This is a genomic window from Magnetococcales bacterium (assembly GCA_015232395.1).
Classification (GTDB): domain Bacteria; phylum Pseudomonadota; class Magnetococcia; order Magnetococcales; family JADFZT01; genus JADFZT01.
This window is the reverse complement of sequence record JADFZT010000011.1, coordinates 64,413-82,519: the sequence shown is the minus strand read 5'-3', so window position 1 is coordinate 82,519 and position 18,107 is coordinate 64,413. Positions and strand designations below refer to the sequence as shown.

At 55.3% G+C, this 18,107-nt stretch carries 20 protein-coding genes; 4 read left to right on the top strand and 16 right to left on the bottom strand.

What is annotated here, in order from left to right; translation table 11 throughout:
* The 5 genes from HQL52_05380 to HQL52_05360 form a co-directional block, all read right to left on the bottom strand.
* Positions 1-689 (bottom strand): hypothetical protein (locus HQL52_05380; protein MBF0368875.1); only part of this gene is annotated, 689 nt, incomplete at its 3' end.
* A 93-nt stretch (positions 690-782) separates the two neighbouring features.
* Positions 783-2,216: a dihydrolipoyl dehydrogenase gene (lpdA, locus tag HQL52_05375; GenBank protein ID MBF0368874.1), complete on the bottom strand. Its 1,434-nt coding sequence runs from the start codon at positions 2,214-2,216 to the stop codon at positions 783-785.
* Positions 2,217-2,397: 181 nt separating this feature from the next.
* The gene (locus HQL52_05370; GenBank protein MBF0368873.1) at positions 2,398-2,583 is read right to left on the bottom strand and encodes a hypothetical protein; all 186 of its coding nucleotides are present in this window, start codon (positions 2,581-2,583) and stop codon (positions 2,398-2,400) included.
* Between the two features lie 195 nt (positions 2,584-2,778).
* Positions 2,779-3,210: a DedA family protein gene (locus HQL52_05365; protein ID MBF0368872.1), complete on the bottom strand. Its 432-nt coding sequence runs from the start codon at positions 3,208-3,210 to the stop codon at positions 2,779-2,781.
* Between the two features lie 312 nt (positions 3,211-3,522).
* Entirely contained in the window at positions 3,523-3,762 is a 240-nt protein-coding gene (locus HQL52_05360; GenBank protein ID MBF0368871.1) for a hypothetical protein, read from the bottom strand.
* A 186-nt stretch (positions 3,763-3,948) separates the two neighbouring features.
* On the opposite strand from HQL52_05360, the gene HQL52_05355 reads away from it, so the two are divergent.
* On the top strand, positions 3,949-4,380 hold the full coding sequence (locus HQL52_05355; protein MBF0368870.1) for a hemerythrin domain-containing protein: 432 nt from the start codon (positions 3,949-3,951) through the stop codon (positions 4,378-4,380).
* Positions 4,381-4,506: 126 nt separating this feature from the next.
* Here the strand turns inward: HQL52_05355 and ugpC are convergent, their stop codons facing one another.
* The 6 genes from ugpC to ugpB all read right to left on the bottom strand — a co-directional run bounded on the left by ugpC (position 4,507) and on the right by ugpB (position 10,251).
* The gene (gene ugpC, locus HQL52_05350; protein MBF0368869.1) at positions 4,507-5,598 is read right to left on the bottom strand and encodes a sn-glycerol-3-phosphate ABC transporter ATP-binding protein UgpC; all 1,092 of its coding nucleotides are present in this window, start codon (positions 5,596-5,598) and stop codon (positions 4,507-4,509) included.
* 253 nt (positions 5,599-5,851) lie between these two features.
* Positions 5,852-6,409, bottom strand: a complete 558-nt coding sequence (locus HQL52_05345) for a response regulator (GenBank protein MBF0368868.1) — start codon at positions 6,407-6,409, stop codon at positions 5,852-5,854.
* A 39-nt stretch (positions 6,410-6,448) separates the two neighbouring features.
* The gene (locus HQL52_05340; protein ID MBF0368867.1) at positions 6,449-6,919 is read right to left on the bottom strand and encodes a hypothetical protein; all 471 of its coding nucleotides are present in this window, start codon (positions 6,917-6,919) and stop codon (positions 6,449-6,451) included.
* Between the two features lie 227 nt (positions 6,920-7,146).
* Entirely contained in the window at positions 7,147-7,992 is an 846-nt protein-coding gene (ugpE, locus tag HQL52_05335) for a sn-glycerol-3-phosphate ABC transporter permease UgpE (GenBank protein MBF0368866.1), read from the bottom strand.
* A 12-nt stretch (positions 7,993-8,004) separates the two neighbouring features.
* Positions 8,005-8,886 (bottom strand): sn-glycerol-3-phosphate ABC transporter permease UgpA, encoded by an 882-nt coding sequence (gene ugpA / locus HQL52_05330; GenBank protein ID MBF0368865.1) that lies wholly within the window; start codon positions 8,884-8,886, stop codon positions 8,005-8,007.
* Positions 8,887-8,970: 84 nt separating this feature from the next.
* Positions 8,971-10,251, bottom strand: a complete 1,281-nt coding sequence (gene ugpB / locus HQL52_05325) for a sn-glycerol-3-phosphate ABC transporter substrate-binding protein UgpB (GenBank protein MBF0368864.1) — start codon at positions 10,249-10,251, stop codon at positions 8,971-8,973.
* Between the two features lie 424 nt (positions 10,252-10,675).
* Between ugpB and HQL52_05320 the strand changes: the two genes are divergently transcribed.
* Positions 10,676-10,849, top strand: coding sequence for a DUF3012 domain-containing protein (locus tag HQL52_05320; protein MBF0368863.1), 174 nt, complete (start codon positions 10,676-10,678; stop codon positions 10,847-10,849).
* 304 nt (positions 10,850-11,153) lie between these two features.
* Here the strand turns inward: HQL52_05320 and HQL52_05315 are convergent, their stop codons facing one another.
* Positions 11,154-12,668, bottom strand: coding sequence for an HD domain-containing protein (locus HQL52_05315; GenBank protein ID MBF0368862.1), 1,515 nt, complete (start codon positions 12,666-12,668; stop codon positions 11,154-11,156).
* A gap of 641 nt (positions 12,669-13,309) precedes the next feature.
* Between HQL52_05315 and HQL52_05310 the strand changes: the two genes are divergently transcribed.
* Both HQL52_05310 and HQL52_05305 read left to right on the top strand, forming a co-directional pair.
* A complete protein-coding gene (locus tag HQL52_05310; protein ID MBF0368861.1) occupies positions 13,310-14,449 on the top strand; it encodes a DUF2157 domain-containing protein in 1,140 nt (379 codons plus the stop codon).
* Entirely contained in the window at positions 14,446-14,961 is a 516-nt protein-coding gene (locus tag HQL52_05305) for a GDYXXLXY domain-containing protein (GenBank protein ID MBF0368860.1), read from the top strand. The genes HQL52_05310 and HQL52_05305 overlap by 4 nt, the downstream gene beginning before the upstream one ends.
* Before the next feature lie 24 nt (positions 14,962-14,985).
* On the opposite strand, the gene HQL52_05300 is transcribed toward HQL52_05305, so the two are convergent.
* The 4 genes from HQL52_05300 to HQL52_05285 form a co-directional block, all read right to left on the bottom strand.
* The gene (locus HQL52_05300; protein ID MBF0368859.1) at positions 14,986-15,771 is read right to left on the bottom strand and encodes a ParA family protein; all 786 of its coding nucleotides are present in this window, start codon (positions 15,769-15,771) and stop codon (positions 14,986-14,988) included.
* Between the two features lie 156 nt (positions 15,772-15,927).
* On the bottom strand, positions 15,928-16,575 hold the full coding sequence (locus HQL52_05295) for a hypothetical protein (GenBank protein MBF0368858.1): 648 nt from the start codon (positions 16,573-16,575) through the stop codon (positions 15,928-15,930).
* Complete coding sequence (locus tag HQL52_05290) at positions 16,572-16,859, bottom strand: nucleotidyltransferase family protein (protein ID MBF0368857.1); 288 nt, start codon at positions 16,857-16,859, stop codon at positions 16,572-16,574. The genes HQL52_05295 and HQL52_05290 overlap by 4 nt, the downstream gene beginning before the upstream one ends.
* A gap of 14 nt (positions 16,860-16,873) precedes the next feature.
* Positions 16,874-17,971, bottom strand: coding sequence for a radical SAM protein (locus HQL52_05285; GenBank protein ID MBF0368856.1), 1,098 nt, complete (start codon positions 17,969-17,971; stop codon positions 16,874-16,876).
* Positions 17,972-18,107 lie beyond the last annotated feature (136 nt).

Below are 18,107 nucleotides of genomic sequence, written 5' to 3'. Positions count from 1 at the left end.
TCCTGGTCGGAACGCCTTTCCACCCGGCTGGGTCGATGCACCCAAGCCGGACCCAACCAACCCCAGGGAATCACCTCCAGGGGAATATAGATCCGCTCCATGGGAATACCAGCAGTCGCCTCCTCCTTATAGACCGACATGCCGACAAACTGGATCTTGGAATAGAGCTTGTAAAACTCCCGGTCGTATCGCTTACGTAATTTTTGAATGTCAGTGCGTTTTTTTGGGGATCCGGGAATCAAATCCGGGAAAAAACGTAGAGCCAATGGGAGAATATGAATGATTTTTTCTTGCAGGACGGGAGCATCCCACCACTCCCATTCTGATTTTCCCACCCATTTGAAGCTCAGCTTTTTTATTTGTTCCTCAAATCTGCTGGGCACAGCTCCCCGATCCAGCTGGGCGACAACGACAACCCGTTTTATGCCAGGTGGCTTTTCAACCTGTCGGGCCAGAAAAGCAAGACTATATTTTTTAAAGGAATTTCCACCAAGACTCTCTGATGGGAAATGACAAACCAACAGCGTATCAGCTCCCCATATGGCAAACTGACTGGTGGTGTTGAGAGAAGGCAGCTTGCCATCCCGCTCTTCCAACTCCCGGGCGAGGAGGATTTGGGCGACTCGCATGAAGAGTCGATCACCATTTTCATCAGGAGTGAAAAGCGCTGCCAGTCCGGTTTTCTTCATGACGGACAGCTTAAAATAATCAGCCTACCATGAAAAGATTTTTTTCATTTTGCTCCTGGTAGCTTGGGTGTATGGCAAGTGATACCCAGCCCTTTACATATGCACCGCCTCCCCCAACGCAGCCAGGGCGGCTTCTTTGAGGGCTTCGGAGAGGGTGGGGTGGGGTTGGATGGCTTGGACGAAGCGGTGGAGGGTCCATCCTTCATCCAAGGCTGGGACTGCTTGGGAGATCAGTTCTGAAGCTTGGGGGCCGAGCAAGTGTACCCCCAGCAAGCGGCCACTGTCGGCATCCATCACCACCTTGGCCACCCCATCCGCATCTCCGGCAGCTTTGGCTCTACCATTGGCCAGGAAAGAAAACTGGCCGGTTTTAACGGTGAAACCCTGCTCCTTGGCTTTCCCTTCGGTGAGACCGGTCATGGCCACTTCCGGATGGGTGTAGACCACCTGGGGGATGTGTTGAGCGTTGAGCTTTGCATCCCGCCCCGCCATCCGCTCCACCGCCACCACCGCTTCCGCCATCGCCTTGTGCGCCAACATCGGCCCCGAAATCAGATCCCCCACCCCATAAACCCCGGGCAAGGTGGTTTGATAATCCCCATCCACCACCATCCGCCCCGCCTGATCCAGCTGAACCCCCAACTCCACCGCCCCCAACCCCCCATGGGCCGGTCTGCGTCCCACCGCCACCAGCACCCGATCTCCTGTCAGAGTTTCGCTCTCCCCCTTGGCATTTTCCAGGGTGAGGGTGACCCCCTCTCCACTCTGCTGGGAACCCACCACCCGGCAGCCGGTCTTAAACTGAAATCCCTGCTTTTTGAACAAGCGCTTGGCATGGCGAAGCAGGGTGACATCGAGACCGGGGAGAATTTCCGGGAGGGCTTCGACGATGGTCACCTGTGCCCCCAACCGCCGCCACACCGAACCCAACTCCATACCGATGGCCCCTGCCCCCACCACGAGGAGATGCTCCGGCACCCGGGTCAGGGAGAGCGCCCCTTTGGCGTCAATCACCCTCTCACCATCAAACTGGAGGCTGGGAATCTCCACCGCCTGGCCACCCGTCGCAAGCAAAATCCGCTTGGCCGAGTGGCGCTGTGACTCTCCCGCGGCATCCACCACCTCAATGGTGCCCGAATCCACCAAGCGAGCCCGCCCGGTAATCCGTTTGACCTTATATTTACGAAAGAGAGAAGCAATCCCCTTGGTGAGATCCCCCACCAGCTTATCCTTCCGGGCTTGCAGGACTTCCAGATTCAGCTGGGGCTGGGGGATGTCAATCCCATGGGCAGCCAAATCTCCGGACGCCGCCCGGTGATAGAGCCAGCTCGATTCCAACAGCGCTTTCGAAGGAATACACCCCTCATTCAGGCACGTCCCCCCCAAAGCCTGCCGCTGCTCCACACAAGCCACCTTAAAACCCAGCTGGGCCGCCCGAATCGCCGCCACATATCCCCCCGGCCCTGCTCCCACCACAAGCAGATCCCAACCATCCCCATGCTGTTGCCCTTGTGTCTCTGCCGTCATCATTCTCTCCCTCTTTTACCAATCACCGACTCCACGCCCCAAGGAACGATCAACCGCCCGGAGATTCACCCACGGGTAGCGGCCAGCTGATCGCCAGGAAGGATCATGCCTCCCCTTGTGCTCGGGAAATTAGTAACACAAACGGGGGGTTCAAGGAAAAGGCCGGGGAGAGGAGAATGGATCAGTGATGAACAGCGGTATCTTCCCGCTTGAGATCGCAAGGCCCCCCCTGGGGTTGGGGTAGACAAGACTGCATCAATCCGGAGTGCCCCAGGCAGTGGTCACACTCCGGCACCTGGGGACAGACCGCGGCTTGATGGGATCCGTGGCAGATATGGCAGTGTTCGGTTTCGTCCAAAAAGGTCATGGTTTAAGCTCCTGGCAACAAAGAATGGTGTGATGTTTTGGCTCCGGGAGATCTCCCAAGAACCCTCACCGACCATCTTAAAGCCCGCCAAAAACCAAACCATGCCGCTCTACTTCAGCAGCGATGGCCGGAAAAAATCTCCCTCAGGAAAAAATGTACCGGTCAAAAAAGCGGAGGTAGGAAAAGTTTTCCCACTTACAAAGGCAAAATTTGCAGCAGCAGAAAATAGCGCACCCCCTTGCCGATCAGCACCAGGCCGGTAAAAAGAGGCAGCGGCACCCGAAAAACCCCGCCCAAAAAGGTAATCGGATCCCCCACCAAAGGCAGCCAGGCCAAGAGCAGGCTCCAAACGCCAAACTTCATGAACCAGCGACGGCTGCGCGCCAACCCCTCCTCCGGGAAGGGAAACCAACGCCGCCCCTGCCACCGCAGGCAATAACGCCCCAACCACCAGTTGACCAGAGAGCCCGCCACATTGCCGGTGGTGGCGGCCAGCCAGAGATAAAAAGGGGTGTATTCTCCGGAATAGAGCATGGCCGCCAGCATCGCCTCCGAGGAAAAAGGCAACAGCGTCGCCGCCAAAAAAGCCCCGGCCCACAAACCGCCATACGCCAAGAAAAGGCTCATCTATTTGATTTCCCAAGCCGATGAGTCAAAATAAGATGATATTTTTGGGGGAAAACGGAGGAAATCAGGCGGTATTGAATGGGACTGATGGTCAAAACAGGGTATGCTATCAAACCAAAATCAGCCTTGTGCATAGCGCCTGTGATCAGTTTGAAAGGCAGGAAACAAGGGGAAAGTTCGGATTTTTCGGGGTTTGTTGCCCGACCCCGGACCGCTGAGGCTTCCATGCAGGTAGAAAACCGGCGGTCCAGTGGGGTCGTTTGGCGGGGCGGGGTTCTATGACAGGGGGGTCAACTCTATCGGGCGTTGGGCTCAAACCGAGTGCGCCATGCCAGCCATCTCCAACCTTTGTAAGGCAGCCTTGGAAATGGTGACCCGATAAGCCCCTGTATTGCTTTGTATTGGCTGGGTATTCTTTTTCGCTTGGGCATATTTGTCGACAGCGCCCCCTCTGACGGAACTCTGGGCATTGTCACGACCCTTGTGATCCAGCCCGGTAGCGACTTCAACAGCACGATCGATCAGAAAGTTGGCAGCAGTTGTAATATTCATGTCAGCACCTCTTCAACCTCAGTTTTCCCCGGGTGGCGGTGATTTGTTTCCCTGTTCCGCTCTTCCCTGGGAATCCCCTTTTACAATTGACGATTCCTTGTCAGCTGGGGAAATAAAGCAAGCAATGCGTGTGCCAACATTCTGCGATTTTAAAAGCATGGTCCAAAAAAAAGGAGGGTCGCCGTCATGAGTACCATTCTCGTGGATGTGCTCAAAGCCCAACACCTGGAAATAAGAGGTGTGGTCGCCAGCGCAGACCCCCTGCTCGACAGCTCCCCCGACGATCAGGAAGCGATGGACACCTTGCGAGAGGTGATGAACCAACTCGCCATCCTCGCCGCCTCCCATTTTTTTCAGGAGGAGCTTCTCCTCCACTCCCAACTCCTCAACCATCCCGACCCCAAAGTGCGGGAATCAGTCACCACCACCATCCAGGAAACCACCGCCATCGGTGAAGAGGTGGAAGGGTGCCTGCGGGATTGGAATACCATCCGCACCAGCCCCGAAGAAAATGCCGCCATCCTCCAACGCATCCGAGCAGCTCTGCAAGCCCTGGACCAGCGAATCAACGTGGAGGAAAACCACCTGTTTCCAAAGCTGATGGATCTGGAACCTTGAAAATTTTTACGGTAGTGAGGGACTGAAATCGTTCGAGAATGATGGATGGAGAGACGCAAAAAAGCCCTCTGCCAGCTGAAAAAAACCGTTTTGTCGTCAAGAAAAGCGACTACATTGTGTTCGATCTCACTCCCCAAGCCGTCTGCCGCTTTGGGGATCGAACAGATGGATGCCACCCGGTTTGACAGCCAGCGCCAGCTCCCCATCACTCTCAGCCCCTTCTGGCAAATCCCCCACCGGCAAACGCAGCGTCCAGCTCTCCTCAACCCCCTGAAGCCCGCCATGAACCAGGGTATCGGCCCCCAACACCTCCACCATCTCCACCCGAAAGTGCAGTGACGCCCCCTCCCCCCCCAAAACCAGATCCTCAGGCCGAACCCCCAAAAGAACCGACCGCCCCCCCTCTCCCATCACCCCCGCCTCATCCAAGGTAAGCCGTTGCCCCACGGGGAGTTCCACCGCCCGACCATCCCCGGAAAGAGCGGCGGGCAAAAAATTCATCGATGGGGAGCCTAAAAATCCCGCCACAAAACGGGTCGCGGGACGCTGATAGAGGGCCAACGGCGCCCCCACCTGCTCAACCCGCCCCTGATTCATGACGATCAGTTTTTCCCCCAGGGTCATCGCCTCCACCTGATCGTGGGTGACATAAATCGAGGTGGTCTTGAGACGCTTATGGAGTTTTTTCAGCTCCAGACGCATCCGGGTGCGCAGCTTGGCGTCCAGGTTGCTCAAAGGTTCATCAAAAAGAAAAACCCGAGGCTCCCGAACAATACAGCGCCCCATGGCCACACGCTGCCGCTGCCCCCCGGAAAGCACCCCCGGCTTGCGGTCAAGAAGATCGACAATCCCCAGGGTCGCCGCTGTCGCTTCCACCCGCGCCCTGATTTCATCCTTGGCCAGCTTGCGGATTTTCAGCCCATAGGCCATGTTTTGACGCACCGTCATGTGGGGATAGAGGGCATAGTTTTGAAACACCATGGCCACATCCCGCTGGGCAGGCTCCAGACGATTGACCACCTCTCCGGCAATCTCGATCTCCCCCGAACTAACCGCCTCCAAACCCGCAATCAAACGCAGCAGCGTCGATTTGCCACACCCCGACGGTCCCACAATCACCACAAAGGCGCCCGCTGCAATCTCAGCACGCACCTCCCGGACCGCAAAATCCTCCCCGGCATAGCTTTTTGAAACGTTGACGAGACGAACTTCGGCCATGGATTCACTTTCAGGGGGCGTTGAGAATGGTTGGAGATGGTCACGACGACCCACACCGGCTCATCGAAACAGATGGGATAGAAGGGAACAATCACCCCGCTGCCACCATCCCCGGGAAGGATACGGCAGAGCAGGTTGGGAGAAAAGGGGATGGGCCAGGGGCAGAGGTGTTGGGCCTTTTTCAGCAAGGGATCGGTGGCCGCTCAAACAGCCGCCGCCCCCAAACCCAACCATTATGTCCTCGAACAAAACCTCACCCTTTCAGCTTCCGGGCTGCAAGCAGGCTCGTCTCAATTTCCCGAACAAAATCAGCACGAATGAACGGTTTTTCGATGCATCGGGCAATGCCAGCCTGCCGGGCTTGGAGGCAGAGCTTGTCGGAGCAGTGGCCCGACCAGAGTAGAATGGGGGTATCCGGGCGTATCCCCAGCATTTTTTTCGCCAATTCAACCCCGGATCCAGAAGGCAACCCCTGGTCGATGATGATCAGATCAAATGGATCCGACCTCTCCAAAAAACGGCTCATGGCGGTCTCAAAATCGGTGGCAAAGACAAAATCACCACCCAAAAAACGCACCAATATTTTATAGGACTCCATCAACATGGGATCATCCTCCACCAGCAATATCCGGTAATCCGCCAAAATGTTGGAGTGGGAGGGCTTTCCAGGGGGATCCAACGGTGGCTCAGACCCAATGCGATGGGTACCGGTGGAATCCTCAACCCCGGCGGTGAATTCGGCGCCGGGTGAAGCCAGCGTTTGGGCCGAAAGAGACTGATTGTCTGGTGGATCCGGATTCTCTCTCTTCATCTCTCTCCTCACCGTGGGATATGGATCAGTTCGGGCTCATCATCCACAAACAAAAATCCGACCCGCCCCCTGTTCGGTGGTGATCTTATCCAGAGGTTCGGATATCGATGGGGAGGGCTTGTCGGTCACGGGCAGATAGACCCGAAACAAGCACCCCTTCCCCGGTGAACTCTCCAGCTGAATCCCACCACGGCTCACTTTCACCGCGCCATGAACGACGGCAAGCCCCAGACCGGTTCCCTCACCCTGATGTTTGGTGGTGAAAAAAGGTTCGAAGACGCGTTGGCCGGGAAGCGAGGCAAACTGGACTTGCCAGCCCATCTGACGGTAGGCCTCCCGGAGAATGGCCATGGTGATCATGTGGGTCTGCTTGTTCTCGATAGCGGATATGGTGAGGCTGTTTGCAACCGGGCGAGGGGAATCTGCCCGCCCCATCACCGGGCGGGGATAAAGCAGCGCTACGCCCAGAATGAGGCGTGGGATCAACGGCAGCGGTCTTCCCCCGAACATCGTTCCCCCCCTAGGGTAGTGACATTTTCAAAGGAATATTCTGATTGTGACGATATCCAGCGAGTTTACCATACTCCGGGTCAGATACGATGAGATTTGGCAGCACCCCATATCATTAAGAATATCTTCGGTCGCCGGACGGAACCGGTGTCATCAACGTGCCTGCCATCAAAATACAGGAGATATTCCCTTGAGTGCGTGGATTTAAAGAATAAAGGCCCCCGTTGTTATTTATCCGAACCCGTCAAACCCCGGACAAACTGACGCTGCATGATCAGCACCACCACCACTGGGGGAATCAAAGCGAGCATGGAGGTGGCCATGATGATCTGCCACTGGGCCTGCTCATCCCCGACACTCAACATGCGGTTGATGCCGATCAGGATGGTGTATTGGGACTCCTGGGTGGTGACGAGCAGGGGCCAGAGATATTGATTCCAGCCAAAAACGAAGGTGATGACAAACAGGGCTGCCATGGAGGGACGGGCCAGGGGCAGCAAAATATCGAAAAAAAAGCGCATGGGAGAAGCGCCATCCAACCGGGCCGCTTCGCACAATTCCGGGGGGACCGTCATAAAAAACTGCCGAAACAAAAAGGTGGCCGTGGCACTCGCTACCAACGGAAAAATCAATCCCGCCCGGGTATCCAACAGCCCCAGATCCGCCACCACCTCGTAGGTGGGCAAAATCCGCACCTCCACCGGCAGCATCAAAGTCAAAAAGATGAGCCAAAAATAGATCATCCGCATTCGAAAACGAAAATAGACCACCCCAAAAGCGGCCAATATCGAAATGGTAATCTTGCCGAAAGCGACCCCCAGTGCCATCACCAGAGAGTTGAAGAGCATCACCCACACCGGGGTTTCCACCGCTGAGGCACCCTGACTCAAGGCCGCCCCATAGTTTTCCAACAGCTGCCCCCCCGGCCACACCGGCATGGGTGCGGCCAAAATATCCGGCAAGGCGTGGCTGGAGGCGACGAAGGCGATGTAGATGGGAAAAATAAACAGCGCCGCACCCAATATCAGCACCCCGTGGGTCAGGAGATCAAGCCAGGGACGATTTTCAACCATGCCCTTCCCCCCTCAATAGTGCACCCGGTGCTCAATCACCCGAAACTGGATGATGGTAAGCCCGGTGACAATGAGCATCAAGACCACCGACTGAGCTGCTGAACCTCCCAGATCGAGTCCCAAAAAGCCGTCGTGGAACACCTTGAACACCAAAATATTGGTCGCCCCATCCGGTCCACCGCCGGTGACCTGATGGATCACCCCGAAGGTATCGAAAAAGGCGTAGACCACATTGACCACCAACAAAAAAAAGGCCACCGGAGAGAGCAGCGGAAAGAGGATGGTCCAAAACCGCCGCCAGGGCCCGGCCCCATCCATGGCGGCTGCTTCCACCAGAGAGAGGGGAACCGCCTTGAGCCCAGCCAGAAAAAACAAAAAATTAAAGGAGACCTGTTTCCACGAAGCCGCCAGCACCACCAAAAAAAGCGCCTGGTTGCCGTTCAAGGTGTGGTTCCACTCGATCCCCCACTCCCCGAGCAGATGGGCCACCACGCCAACGGTGGGGTTAAAGAGAAAGAGCCACAACACTCCAGCCACAGCGGGCGCCACCGCATAGGGCCAGATGATCAAGGTCTTGTAGAAGGCCGCCCCCTTGAGCACCCGGTCGGCAAAAACCGCAAACAACAGTCCAAACCCCAAAGAACACACCGCTACCGCCACCGAAAAAAAGAGCGTCACCCGCACCGATTCCAGATAGCTCTCCTCTTCCAACAAAATGGCAAAATTGTCCCAGCCAACAAAAACAGCCCCCAAGCCAAAAGGATCCTCCACAAACAGGGATTGCTGGAAGGCCTGTCCAGCGGGCCAGATAAAAAAGGCCAAGGTCAAAACAAGCTGGGGCAGGATCAAAACATGGGGCAGCCAGCGGTTGCGAAAGATCGATGCGTGAGCCATGTCAGCGTCTATTCATCATCCGGGTGATGGATAGCCAGCCATACTTCATCCCTCAATACTGTCATGGTACGCAAGCCCCCTCACCTACCGCCGGTTTTTTTGAAATCGGCTCAACAATCGATTGGCCCGATTCATCGCCCCCTGCAAAGCAGATTTGGCTTTTTGCTTGCCGGAAAGCACCGACTCCAAAGCGCTGTAGATCACCCCGCGAATCTGGATCATGGAGTGAAAGCGCACCCCTTTTGAATAGCGGGTGGGGGGGTTCAAAGTGAGCTGTTTGATGGGAATTTCCGCTGCGGGCAAGATCTCATAAAACCCATCGGCTTTGGATTTTTCGTAAGCGGCCCGGGTGATGGGCAGATAACCGGTGGTTTGATGCCAATCCGCCTGGACATCCGGGGAGGAGAGATAGCTGAAAAATTGGGCAACCCCCTGATAGGGCACCTTGGCATGGCCGGAGAGCACCCAAAGACTCGCCCCACCGATGATGGTGTTTTGGGGAGCCCCTTTGATATCCGGCCAGTAGGGCAGCTGCCCCACGCCAAACTCAAAGCGGGCGTTGGCCTTGAATCCGGCATAACCGGCAGAGGATTCGGTATACATGGGGCACTCCCCCGATGAAAACTTGGCGTTCCCCAGATTGCGCCGCCCCCCATAGACAAAAATGCCCCGCTTTTGCCAATCCGCCAGCTGCTGCAGATGTTTGACGTGGAGGGGGTTATCCAGGGTGAGGCGGGCATCAAACCCTTCGAAGCCGTTGCCCCGGGTACCGATGGGGACGTTGTGCCAGGCCCCCAGGTTTTCCAGGTGAATCCAGGAGATCCAAGCGGTGGAAAAGCCACAGGTGTAGCCTGCCTGGAGGAGCTTTTCAGAATAACGCTCCACCTCGGGCCAGGTGGCTGGGGGCATATCGGGGTTGAGACCGGCTTTTTGAAAGGCCTCCTTGTTATAATAGAGCACCGGGGTGGAGCTGTTGAACGGCAGGGATAACATTTCCCCCTTGGGGGTGGTATAAAACCCGGCCACCGCCGGTATGAAAACCTCAGGATCAAACGGCTCCCCGGATTGGGTCATCAACTCATGGACCGGCTTAACCGCTCCCCCACCAGCCATCATGGTGGCGGTGCCCACTTCATAGACCTGGAGAATGTGGGGGTGACGTTTGGCCCTAAAGGCCGCAATCCCGGCGGTCACGGTCTCCGAATAGCTCCCCTTGTAGGTGGGGACCACCTTGAATTGGGTCTGGGAACCATTAAAATCCGCTGCCAGGGCCTTCACCTTTTCCCCCAACCGCCCACTCATGGCGTGCCACCACTGAATTTCCACCGCTGAATAACCCGGCGTGGCCCAGCCCAAAGAAGCCATGAGGATAAAAGCCCTCAGCCCAATCTTATTTCCCAGCATGGTCAACTCCCTATGACTGATTAAAAATAAAGATGACTATACCCCCTCCCCCAACAATCCTGAAGGTTTGGGATCCGATTGTCAGAGGGAAAGGGGCGCACAACAATGACCACCCTCCCCTCACTCACCCGAAAGCAGGCCCCTCCATAACAGACCACGGAAAAAGCTGGAGGCCTTTTTCCAGGCGGAAAACCGACTCGCAACAGCGGTTTTGGGGATCGACCTGGCGCGATTGGGTTATCTCACCTGAGGCCAGCGCCCCCTTTTTTCACATCGATCCAAATATTCGAGCGAAAACGGTTATTTTACGTTAAAGTGGATGTTTTGATGGGCAAAAATCGGCCTCTTTGCCATAAAATACCGACCCCTTTGAAAGGACAAACAGATGAATTTGAAATTTTTCAAAAGCCTCGGCGTTCTCGCCATCGTTTTGGGTTTGGTCAGCGGCTGTGCACCCAAAGTGGGCAGCAAAGAGTGGTGTGAAGCGCTACAGAAAAAACCAAAAGGGGAGTGGACCGCCAACGAAGCCAAGGATTTTGCCAAGAGCTGTATTTTTTAACCCACCACGCCACCACGACCGCGCCGTCACTCCCCGGATAGCAGGCTAAAATAATAACGGATTCTGGAGATACAGGGTGGCCTGGGGATAGAGAGAGTCATTTCCTCAACACTTCTGCGAAGGCTCCAGAGACGGTCAGGCCATCGCTTTCAGTAAAGGCTAAACGGTGACGGAGCGACCGCGTTTCCGTCACCATTTAGCCTGTTGCGGACGGTTATCCTTGCTGGTTTGCGGCAGGGGTGAGGCGGGCGTGTCAGAAGTTATGTGTGGCAGTGGCAGGGGGAGTACCGAGGTGGTAGGCCGATCAAGCCCCACCCCAGGCAGCCAGGGCTTTCATGGGATCGAAGGCTCTGGGGGGAGCTTTGAGGGGGCGTTTGATGCGCAGGCTGGCCACCTCTCTTTTTTCGGCCAGATTGACCCGCTTGGCCGAAATGGGTCTCTTCTGTCGGCCATCGTAGACCAGATGGACCGTGGGATGGAGTAAATCCGTGGGATTGTTTTCCGCCACCACCCCCACCTGACCGTTGACCAGCTGGACGGTGGTCCCCACCGGAAAGATACCGATGGCTCTGACAAAATTTTGTACCAGGCTCGGGCTGTATTGGTTGTTACACCACGCCATCATTTTTTTCAGAGCCACATGACTGGGCAGAGGGTCGTGATAGGGACGTTGGGAGGTGACCGCATCAAACACATCGGCGATGGCGGCCATCTGGCAGATGTCGGGGATCTCCTCCCGGGTGAGCCGGGATGGATAACCCGAGCCATCAATCCGCTCATGGTGCCGCCCGGCGATCATCATCACTTCCGGAGAGAGACCACCAGGGGTATTGCCCAATAGATTGACCCCAAGCTCGACGTGCTGCTCCATCATACGCCGTTCCTGGGCATTCAACTGGCCTTTTTTGTTGAGAATGCGGCTGGGGATCATCGCCTTGCCCACATCATGCAACATCCCACCCATACCGATCTTGACGGTGGCCTCCTCATCCATATTCATGGTGGTACAGGCGGCCATGAGATAGGTGGCGACATTCACCGAGTGCATAAAGGTGAGGTTGTCTTTGTCCTTGATCAGGGAGAGGGCCAGGATGGTGTTGGGATTGCGCTGGAAACAGTCGAAAATTTGATGGGCACAATCCTTGATCTGCTGATATTCCACCGGTCGACCGTTGGCAATGTTGCGCAGAGCCTCAGCCATGATGCCTTTGGCCGCCTCACTCACTTCCGTGGCGATGGGCATTTCCAGATGAAAATCAACCCGTGGCTCCTGGAAAGGTTCCGGTTCAGGCGGGTGGCTTGACTCGGTATCATCCCCCTCGTCCATCTCATCATCGTCCAGATCCAGCAGTTGTGCCTCCAGCTGCTGCTCCAGGTCGGTGCCTCCCCCACTCATGAGGTGCACCGAAGAGCGGGCCTGGGTAGCGCCCATCTCCTCCCAGGCTGATTCGGGGATCTCTCCCGCCCCGGCATGGCCGACTCCCGGGAGGTTTTGGTAGGAAAGAATGACTTTGAAAAGCTTGCCCAGGTGGGATCTTTGCAGGATTCGGTCGATATCAGGTGAGCCGGAGAGAATCGAAATACGGGAGGCATCCCCCTGGCAATACTCCCGCAGGGCCATGAGCAGACCGATGGCAGAGCCCCGCATCTCCCGGGCTTGGGAGAGATCAACCGTATAGGAAAAATCACCCGAACGCCCCGAAATAGCCTCACGAAACGGCGTGGCCAATTCGTGGTCGAACACACCAATGACTTTGATGTGGACCTTGTTTCCCTGCTGACCGCGCAGTATTCGGGAACCATTTTGGTTCGAGGGCATTAAACTTTCCTTGCTCTTTCCAGCCGGAACCAGGGTAACCTGTTGTTCGTCCGATTCAACCTGGTCGTTGGATCGACCATTCGGACGACAAGACCTGTTCAAAAAAAAGTCGCTATAAGGTGATTTTTCTCTTCGAAAGCCTCATTTTACCACAAAATCGTACCTTTCGTTTACTTTTGCCAATGGCCTGGCGCCCCCATCCACTCCACTGGCAGGTATACTGTCAAGAATAATTATATCAAACAAAAAAATCAAGCAAAACCTGCCCTTTGCAAGAAAATCGAAGTCTTTTCAAAGGGTTGAATTAATGGGGAAATTTCATTTTTTTCCAAATAACCGCATCTTTAGAGAGCACTTTTTTCGAAATCTGGACCATTTTTCCCTGAAATGACACACCTCCCCCCCCTCGGTATCCACCAGACAGCCAGACGTTAACATCATGATAACAAACGAGAAGTATGTTAACATACTGGTAACAAACAAAGACTCTCACATTTCGAATGGCAAGCGCTGATGGGGCAAACCAAACCGATCAGGGAAAAACATGCACAACCTCCTGACGAAACACGAAAAGGGCTGCACTTGGACCGATGGGTGGATTAAGATGGAGGCCAAACCACCGCCCACACTGGAAGCCCCCCATGTCCAAGCAAGTCAAACGCCTTCAAGAGTGGGTCGCCCTGGGTCTCATCAGCCAGGAGCAAGCCGATCAGATCCAACGCCATGAAGAGAACCGCCCTGCCACCTCCTGGGTTCTGACCGCCTTCATGTCCCTGGGGGCCTTCGTCATCGGCATCGGGGTGATCTCCCTGGTGGCGGCCAATTGGCAGGATATCCCGGACGGCGTCAAGCTTGGTGCGGACCTTCTGCTGCTGATCGCTCTGGCCATCGCCATCGTCCAGACCCACGGATCCCCCACCAAGCCCTGGCTGCCGGAAAAACTCCTGGTGGGATTTCTGCTGCTCTGTATGGCCTCCATCGGTCTGATCAGCCAGATCTACCACACCGGCGGCAAGCTGGAAGAGGCGCTGCTCTTCTGGTGTCTCATCACCCTCCCCGCCTCTACGCTATCACGCCGGGATTTTATTCCCTTTGGCTGGACCACGCTTTTTCTGGGGGCGGGCTTTACCTGGATCATGACCCTGCCGATGATCGAAAATCATCCGGATCCCGAGTCGGTCTGGGTGGGTTTTTTTCTGGCGGCCCCGCTGGCCTCAGCCCTGATGGCCCGGCTTCTGGAGTCCACACCCAAAGCTAAAGCCTACCGGAACGGCTTCCATTTTTATGCCCTGGTGGGGGGGCTGCTAGGGATAATGGTGGTGGATGTTTTTGGCGCCAATGAAATAAAAACCATCACCCTGGAAACCCTCCTGCCCGGATTTTTGCTGGGGGGGCTGCTGCTGGTGAGTCTCACCATCCGGGGGGATATCAACCGTCTGCAAAGGGGTATTCTGGCGCTTGCCCTGCTCCTCTACATGGCCCTTTTTCCCACCTGCCTGCTCTGGGTCAAATGGCCCTATATGGATGTGCTCTTCACCCTGACGATTTTGGGGCTTATGGCGCTTCACCTGGGATCAACCCCCCACAACCGGCCCTGGTTTCACCTGCTGGTTTTTCTGATGGGCCTGCGCTTTCTGGGGATCTATTTTGAAGCCTTGGAAGGGTTGGCGGCGACGGGGGTTGGATTGATCGTTTCGGGCACTTTAATCATCGGCCTGCTGGAGGTTTGGCGGCGCTATACCAAAATCTGGCAACGCAAGCTCGAAGGATTGGGCTCATGAACCGCTCCCGCATCTGGGCCGTCACGGCACTTCTCATCCCCATTATGGCCCTCTCAGCCCTGGCTTGGCAGAAACACCGGCTTTTTACCACCGGAACGGAAGTCACCTTTGCCATCCAGGGTTTCGATCCCAGAGATCTGCTCTCCGGCCACTATCTGATCTATCGCATTGATTATCAGGCCGAAGACCCCTGCCAAGCTGACAACGGCCAGACCGAACACGGCTCCCCCGTCTGGCTCTGCATCGAACCCCGAGCCTTTCATCTCTATGCCCCCAGCCGGGAAAGATGTCCCCTGACCATTCCGGGGCGCTGTGAAAAAAGGCGTTTTAAAGCGGGACTGGAACGCTTCTACATCCCGGAAGAAGAGGCCCGCCCCCTGGATCGTCTGGTGCGCAACAGCCGGGGGAGCTTAATCGTTTCGGTGACACCGAGGGGGGGAGCGGTGGTGAAGGAGCTGTTGATCGACGACCAGCCCTGGCGGGAATTTTTGGCGGCATCAGAAAAAAAATAATCTCTGCCCCCCCTTTCACCGACCCTAAAGCTTGTTCACCTGCCAATCGGTCGCGCCCAAACGATAGGAAAACTCTTTTTCCAGCTTCTGAAAGGCCAGGGAGGATTTGGCGCGTTTGGCGTACCAGAGCACCGGCTTACCCATGGATTGGGCCTCACTGATCTGGATATTGCGGGGAATGAGGGTGGTGAAGACCGCTTCCCGGAAAAATTCCCGGATCTCCTGGGCGACATTTTTCACCAGGTTGGAGCGGCCATCGTACATGGTGAAAAGCACCCCCAGTATAGCCAGCTTGGGATTGAGGCGCTGGCGGATGATGGAGAGGGTTTTTTGCAGCTGGGCGATCCCTTCCATGGCCAAAAATTCGCACTGGAAGGGTACCAGCAGGCCGTCAGCGGCGACCAGGGCGTTGATGGTCAAAAGGCTCAGGGAGGGGGGGCAGTCGATGAGGACCACGTCATAATCCTGCACTTGATCCGCCAACACCTCTTTCAAGCGAAACTCCCGCCCGATCTCCCCCACCAGCTCCACCTCGGCAGCGCTCAAGTCTGATGAGGCTGGGATCACGTGGGGATAGGGGGGATAGGGAATTCGAACCGCTTCTTGTACGCTACACTCTTCGGCCAGGAGCTGATAGACGCTCTCACCGGTTTTGCTGATACCGAAAGAGGTTGTGGCGTTCCCCTGGGGGTCGAGATCGATGAGCAGGATTTTTTTTCCGGCATCTGCCAGAGCTGCCGCCAGATTGACAGCGGTGGAGGTCTTACCCACGCCCCCTTTTTGATTCACCACAGCGATGATTTTGGACACGTCTCACTCTCCAACGCCTGAAGAGTCAGACTTCGTCTCCCAGGTCAAAAAACACATCTTAAGAAGGGTTTACCGCTTCGATCCTGAAATCCTTATCGAAGCGTTTGAAATCTCAAAAAAGCCACCCGGCTATATTCTCCCTCCCAAGGGCAAAGGTCAATTCCCGATGCCTCCTTCAATCAACATCCCCCCGATCTCCCTCCAGGAACGGCAGACCTTGTAAGGCCCCTGGGAAATCTCCTTACTATTGGGATGAAAGAGTAACCTTTCCACCCCTTCCGGAAAACCGGGATCCCGGAAAATCTCTTCCAGATCATCGATAAAATGGCTGGGGGAAACGGTTTTAATGCGGTGAATCTTGTTGGCTCGGGTTGATTCGAAGTAGAGATTTTTCAGGGGAATGTGAAAGCCATCGGGATCAAAAAAGCCTCGGATTTCCATCCAGGCGCGAGCGGCTTGGCGCAGATCCACGCCTTGGGGATCGGCAGCGGCAAAGCGGGTTTTGTGGGAGATGATGGTCACTTCGATCCCCTTCTCCCGGCACCGGCCAAAGAATTGTTCCACACCGGGCATGGGCATGGCTTCCCCCATGCGGCGGCCATACACCTGTGCTTGAAGCCACTGCCACTTTCCCTCTCCTTCTTCCAGGGCACGCACCTGATCGCGCACGGCTTTTTTACCAAGCTCTCCTTCACCGTCATGTCCCAGCCAGCCCTGTTCTTGGGCGATGGCTCCAAAGAGGGTATCGTAGCAGGCGATGGTGTTGTCGAAATCGATACCGATACGAAGAAGAGGATCCTTCACAGCGGCACCGCTTCATTCAATATCTTATCCCGGACATACCAATGCAGACTCTTGTCTGAGACCAGATCCACTTGGCAGGAGAGGAGATCCTCCAAGGCCTGTTTCAAGGCGATTCGCTCCAGGAGGCTTCTATCCGGGGCCATTTCCACCAAAAAATCCACATCACTCTCCCCATCGGCCTTACCCTGGACGATGGATCCGAACAAGCGAATGTTACAGGCTCCATATTGTCGGGCAATCTGGATAATCCGATGGCGCTCCTCTCGCAGTTTCTCCAGATTCATTGCACGATCCTCTATCAGATAAAATTGACGTGGGGGATGCTGTCGCTTTGCAGCTTGTGGAGATAACGGTTGACGGCATCCATGCGGCAGTTGGTTCGGCAGGTGGAGATATCGAGTTCCTGGTTGATGAACTCCCAGCCTTTTTGCCGTTTTTCCCCTTCCCAGATTTCCTGGAAGGTATTTGTGTAGATATTGCCATATTCGAAGCGTTCATCCCCCAAAAAAGCGCTACAGGCGGAAACGGTGCCATCTGCCATGATGTAGGCCCAGAGGTGTGGGGTGGCGTGGCAGCGGTCGTAGCGTTCCTGGGTATTGAGGCGTGCCATGGTTTGTTTACGAAAGATCACTTTGAAGTTGGGTGTGGAGAGTGTGGTCAGTGGTATTTCCAGGTCCATGAAGGGTTGGTAGTTGATTTCTTCGTAGACGCGGGTTTGGCTGAAGGGGTGTTGGGAGTAGGGTTTGATCACCAGGTAGTCGATTTTTAGTTCATCACGGCAGATACGGGCCAGGGTTTCCATTTCGGTGGCGTTTTCCGGCAGCAGCAGGGCTTGTGCGCCGATGGTGCAGTTGAGGTGGTGTTTTTTGCGAAAGTGTGAGGCTTCTGCCATGTGTTCCAGTGCTTTGTCGAAGTCTTCTGGTTTGGTTTGGTGGATGTGGGCGTAGTTTTCTCGTGTGCCTGCGTTGATGGAGATTTTGATCCAGGAGAGGTGTGGGAGGGATTTTTGGATAAAGTTTCTGGGTACGATGGTGAAATTGGAGGTAAGGGCGGCATTGATTCCGGCTTTTCGGGTTTCTTCGATGATTTGGTTCATGCCTGTGTGGAGCAGTGGTTCGCCTTCTCCGGCGTACATGATGGCTTTTATGCCGAGGGTGCCCATTTCGTGGAGGCGTTGTTTTAGGAGGTTTTCTTTGAGGCGGTTGGATTTGTATTCCAGGTAGTCTACTGCGCAGAAGTTGCAGCGGTGGTTGCAGGCACCGATGGGGGATATTTCCATGTAGATGGGGTAGATTTTCTGGGCTTTTTGCCAATTTCCTTTGGCGTCGAGTAGTTGTGTTACGCGTTTGGGGTGATAGATTAGTTTGTGGCTATCGATGGCATAGGTGTCGGACATTGAAATATATCCTGATTTTGACTTTAAACTATTAAAAAAAAAGATGGGGGGATTGGGGGGAATTCTTTCCCCCCAAGGTTTTTCTTTTGATTTTGATCTTATTTTTTGATTTTGATCTTATTTTTTGATTTTGATT